Below are 2,454 nucleotides of genomic sequence, written 5' to 3'. Positions count from 1 at the left end.
ACCCCCCCCCCCCCCCCCCCCCCCTGTTTGGCCCCCCCGGCGGCCGCCCCCCGCCCCCCCCCGGTTCCCCGCCCCAAAGGAGCTCCGCCGTGCACGACCACCCCCACACGCACGACCATCCCCACGCCCGCGACCATGCCGGCGCGCACACCCACAGCCACACCCTCGCGCCCTCCCGGGAGGGCAGCGTGGTGCTGGACATCGGCGCCGGGACCGGCGCGTTGATCATCGAGACCGCACCCGAATACGACACTCTCGAGATCGAGGTCAGCCCGGTCCGCGACGACACCTGCCGCACCCACGCCGCGGTCCGCCCGCGCGACCTGCCCGGCGGGACGGCGTTCTGCGCCGTGATCACCCCGCTCCCGGTCGGGGAGTACACCGTCTGGCGCGACCCGGCCACCCCCGCGGGCCGGATCTCGGTCCGCGACGGCGAGGTCAGCCGGGTCCGCTGGCCCTGACACCACACCTGGTGTTGCCGCAGACCCACCGGGGAAGAGGCTCGGCTCGTCGGCGCGAGTACCGCCACCCAGGTCAGCGCGCCGGTCCGGCCGCCGCTGCCTGGGCTGCGGTGCCCGCGTCCTTCGGTTCGGCCGGCCATGGCGGGTCGCCGTCTTCTTCGCCGTCTCCGTCGCCAAGCAGGTGTGCGCGCACCAGTGAGGCGGGCCTCAGGTCCCCGGTGGCCAGCCCTGTGAGCTCGGGGCCGAGGAGGTCGGCGGCTTCGGCGCGGGCCTCCTCGCGGATCTCCCGCAGCCGCCGCAGGGTGTGTGCCGCGCGGGCCGCAGTCTCGGGCAGGCGCGCGGGGCCGAAGACGACGACGGCCAGCACCACCAGCATGACCATCTCCAGGGGACCGACGTCGAACACCCTTGACTCCTCGAGTCGGTACGGGGGCCGGTGCGCGGCCGCACCGTGGTAGGCGGCCACGCACCGGCGGGATGGGAACCGTCTCCCGGGAGCGCGGGGGCACGACGGGTTCCACCGCAGGGGTTCGCCGCCGCCCCGGGTACGGACGGGTGTCGTCACCCGATCGAGTGGTCCGGGTCCGGCTGCCCGGCCGTGATCTGGGCCGTCCGGGTGGAGTCGCGTCACCCGACAGGGTGTCGGCCAATCCGCCGACGTCGCTGCCGCGAAGGTCAGGGCGAGTGCCCGTGACCGGCGGGCGGATCGAGAGGAGCCCGCACGGTGACCGATTCCATCGACACCCGGCGGCTGGAACAACTCACGGAGGAGTCCGACGACCTGCACAGCGACGCGTCGCGGATCACGCGCGCGGCGCTGGAGGACTTCGGCCAGGTCCGCGAGGACGTGTCGGCCAAGTCGCGGCGCTGGTGGCGTCCGGGCCTGCTGGGCGGTGCGGCCGCGGGTGCGGTGCTGCTCGGCGCCGGGCGCGCGGCGGCGGCGAACGGCGACGATGTGATGGCGCTGCAGACCGCCGCGTCCCTGGAGAACCTGGCGGTGAGCGTCTACACGACCGCTGCCGGGCTGGAGTTCATCAAGAACGGCAACGCGGTCGTCAAGGCGTTCGTCGAGAAGACCACCGCCCAGCACGCCGCACACGCCAAGGCGTTCAACGCCGCGGCGGTCAAGGCGGGCGGCAAGGAGCAGACGCAGCCCGACCCGAAGTACGCGGCGATCGTGCAGCAGGCGCTGCCGACCATCAAGGGCCCCGCGGACGTGGTCAAGCTGGCGATCACCCTCGAGGACGTCGCCGCGCAGACGTACACGAAGAACGTCTCGCAGGTCTCCGACCCGGCGCTGCGCCAGCTGTTCGGCTCGGTCGCGCCGGTCGAGGCGCAGCACAAGGCCGTCCTGCTGGCCGTCCAGGCGCTGCTGGCCGCGAATCTCGCGGACCAGATCAAGCTGCCGCCGGACGCGGCCGCGCTGCCCGCCGCCGCGGGCTCGGTCGGGTTCCCCGACGCCTTCTACCCGACCAAGGACGCCTCCCCGATCACCGAAGGGGCCGTGAAGTGAAGCGTGCAGCACGACAGTTCGAAGGCACCGAAGCCGAGTTCGCGGCACTGACCCGCGAGGTCGACGAGGCGCACCGCGCCACCCTGCCGGCCATGTACGCCTCCGCGGCCGAACTCGGCGAGCAGATCCGCGACCGCCAGGCAGCAGCCCCTGCGGAGGGGCTGGAACGGCGCAGCGTCCTGCGGGGGCTGGGCGTACTGGGCCTGTCCGCGTTCGCGCTGGCCGCGTGCAGCGACGACAGCAAGAGCACCACGAACAAGTCGTCCCCGTCCGCTTCCGGCCCGGCGTCCTCCTCGTCGGCATCGGGCGCGGGCGGCACCTACACCGGGGACCTTCAGGTCGTGGCCTTGGCGACCGCCCTGGAGAACCAGGCGGTCGCCGCCTACCAGGCCGCGATCCAGGCCGCCGGCGCCGGGAAGCTGGGCACCGTGCCGCCCGCGGTGGCGTCCTTCGCCACCACGGCGATGGCCCAGCACGCCG

The 2,454-nt window shown here is 74.2% G+C and carries 3 protein-coding genes and 1 pseudogene; 3 read left to right on the top strand and 1 reads right to left on the bottom strand.

Annotation, left to right across the window (positions count from 1 at the left end; translation table 11 throughout):
- Window positions 1-89 precede the first annotated feature (89 nt).
- Window positions 90-461: a hypothetical protein gene (locus LZ495_RS43430; protein ID WP_235058836.1), complete on the top strand. Its 372-nt coding sequence runs from the start codon at window positions 90-92 to the stop codon at window positions 459-461.
- A gap of 73 nt (window positions 462-534) precedes the next feature.
- On the opposite strand, the gene LZ495_RS45195 is transcribed toward LZ495_RS43430, so the two are convergent.
- A complete protein-coding gene (locus LZ495_RS45195) occupies window positions 535-867 on the bottom strand; it encodes a twin-arginine translocase TatA/TatE family subunit (protein ID WP_235058830.1) in 333 nt (110 codons plus the stop codon).
- Between the two features lie 318 nt (window positions 868-1,185).
- Here LZ495_RS45195 and LZ495_RS43420 point away from each other — a divergent pair, with 318 nt between their 5' ends.
- Window positions 1,186-1,974 (top strand): ferritin-like domain-containing protein, encoded by a 789-nt coding sequence (locus LZ495_RS43420; protein ID WP_235058829.1) that lies wholly within the window; start codon window positions 1,186-1,188, stop codon window positions 1,972-1,974.
- Window positions 1,971-2,454, top strand: a pseudogene (locus tag LZ495_RS43415) (hypothetical protein); the annotation flags it as partial. The gene LZ495_RS43420 and the pseudogene LZ495_RS43415, both read left to right, overlap by 4 nt.

This window comes from Yinghuangia soli, from assembly GCF_021502675.1.
GTDB classification, from domain to species: domain Bacteria; phylum Actinomycetota; class Actinomycetes; order Streptomycetales; family Streptomycetaceae; genus Yinghuangia; species Yinghuangia soli.
This window is presented reverse-complemented; position numbering and strand designations above follow the sequence as displayed.